This window comes from Halopseudomonas sp. (genome assembly GCF_041579695.1).
Lineage (GTDB): Bacteria > Pseudomonadota > Gammaproteobacteria > Pseudomonadales > Pseudomonadaceae > Halopseudomonas.
In genome coordinates this window covers 1-1,818 of record NZ_JBFGFI010000197.1, presented here as the reverse complement: position 1 = coordinate 1,818, position 1,818 = coordinate 1, and the positions used below count along the sequence as shown (strand labels likewise).

Here is a 1,818-nt window from a genome sequence, read left to right as displayed (position 1 = left end):
ACTGCTGCGCATCCGCAAGGAGCTGGTTGGCTGGCTGCTCGAGCAACAACCTGACGTATTCATCGGTATTGACGCCCCCGACTTTACGCTTGGCGTCGAGCGCAAGCTGCGCGATGCAGGCATAGCCACAGTGCACTACGTTAGCCCGTCGGTCTGGGCCTGGCGTGAAAAGCGTGTACTGGGTATCCAGAAATCCACCGATCTCATGTTGACGCTTTTCCCGTTTGAGGAAGAGGTCTATCGCAAGCATCAGGTTGCCGTTTGCTGCGTGGGCCATACGCTGGCGGACGAAATTCCGCTGCAGCCCGACCGTGAAGCGGCCAGATCGGCTTTGGGCGTTTCAGCTGATGTAAAATTGTTGGCACTGATGCCCGGCAGTCGCAATGGCGAGATACGCAAACTCGGTCTGCTATTCCTGCAGACCGCAGCCTGGTGCCTGGCGCGGGAGCCTCAACTGCGTTTCGTTATGCCCTGCGCCAATCCCGAGCGTAAGCTCCAGATGCAGGCGATTATCGCCGAGAGCGGTACTGAGTTGCCGCTTCAGCTGCTCGACGGCCAGTCCCACCAGGCGCTTGCGGCATGCGATGCCGTACTCATCGCCTCCGGTACAGCAACGCTGGAAGCCATGCTGTTCAAACGGCCGATGGTCGTTGCCTACCGAATGGCCGGGCTGACCTTCAAAATTCTCAAGCGTCTGGTCAAGGTAGGGCATGTATCGCTGCCCAATCTGCTGGCCAGGCGTGAAGTCGTGCCGGAATTCCTCCAGGACGCCGCCGTACCGGAAAAGATGGGGCCGGCTCTGTTGCAGCTGCTGGCGCCCACCAGCGAACGCGCCGAAACCCAGGCCACTTTCATGCAGTTACATGAAATGCTGAGACGGAATGCCGATGAGACCGCGGCCGAAGCCGTGCTCGATCTGCTCAGGCAAAAGGGGAAACTGTCATGAGCCAGATACTCATGGACTGGAACCCGCCAGTTGGGGACGAGCTGGTCGCCGGCGTCGACGAGGTAGGAAGAGGTCCGTTGTGCGGCGCCGTGGTCACGGCGGCCGTCATCCTTGATCCGGCCCGTCCCATTGAAGGCCTTAACGATTCCAAGAAGTTGACCGAGGCGAAACGCGAAGCATTGTTCCCGATTATCCAGGAGCGCGCGCTGGCCTGGTTCATTGCCCGCGCAGAAGTCGAAGAGATAGACCGCCTGAACATACTGCATGCAACCATGCTGGCAATGCAGCGCGCGGTAGCCGGTCTGTCGATCCAGCCCGACCGGGTATGGGTGGACGGCAATCGTTGTCCAATTCTGCCCATGCGCAGCGAGCCGGTCATCCAGGGCGACGGTCGCGTTCCGGCCATTTCCGCGGCCTCAATTCTGGCAAAAGTGACCCGCGACCGCGAAATGGTGGAGTTGGATAAGGTGTATCCTGGCTATGGCATCGCCCAGCACAAGGGTTACCCGACACCCGTTCATCTGGCTGCCCTGAGAGAGCTGGGTGCCTCGGTTATCCATAGACGCTCCTTTGCGCCAGTACGACAAGCTTTGGCAGTATCTGCATTTTCCGAATCCGAGTCTCTGCAGCCACAGGGCGAAAGTCCACGCCGACACGCTGCAAGTACGTCCCTGTAAGCTCGACGATGGCATCCCTGCCATCGACGGTCGGCTTAGTCCTCTCGCCCTGAATCTGCTACTAGCTAATGAGCTGCCGGTGAGAGAACCTAAAATTTGGTCTAGGAAGGTTCTCGTTTTTGACCTTGGACAGCAAACCCCGCATCACTCCTTTGCTCGTTGAGCGCACAGCCTGGCGGGGTGGAGAAAGTGTTT

The 1,818-nt window shown here is 59.1% G+C and carries 2 protein-coding genes; both read left to right on the top strand.

The genetic code is table 11. The annotated features are described in order from the left end of the window. Positions 1-946, top strand: a 946-nt coding sequence (lpxB, locus tag ABYA88_RS16345; protein WP_373188440.1) for a lipid-A-disaccharide synthase, incomplete at its 5' end; no start/stop codon positions are given. After that, on the top strand, positions 943-1,623 hold the full coding sequence (gene rnhB, locus ABYA88_RS16340; RefSeq protein ID WP_373188439.1) for a ribonuclease HII: 681 nt from the start codon (positions 943-945) through the stop codon (positions 1,621-1,623). The genes lpxB and rnhB, both read left to right, overlap by 4 nt. Positions 1,624-1,818 lie beyond the last annotated feature (195 nt).

Bases quoted from the DNA above. Each gene is read 5' to 3' on its own strand.
- rnhB (WP_373188439.1), top strand. From the start codon at position 943: ATGAGCCAGATACTCATGGACTGGAACCCGCCAGTTGGGGACGAGCTG.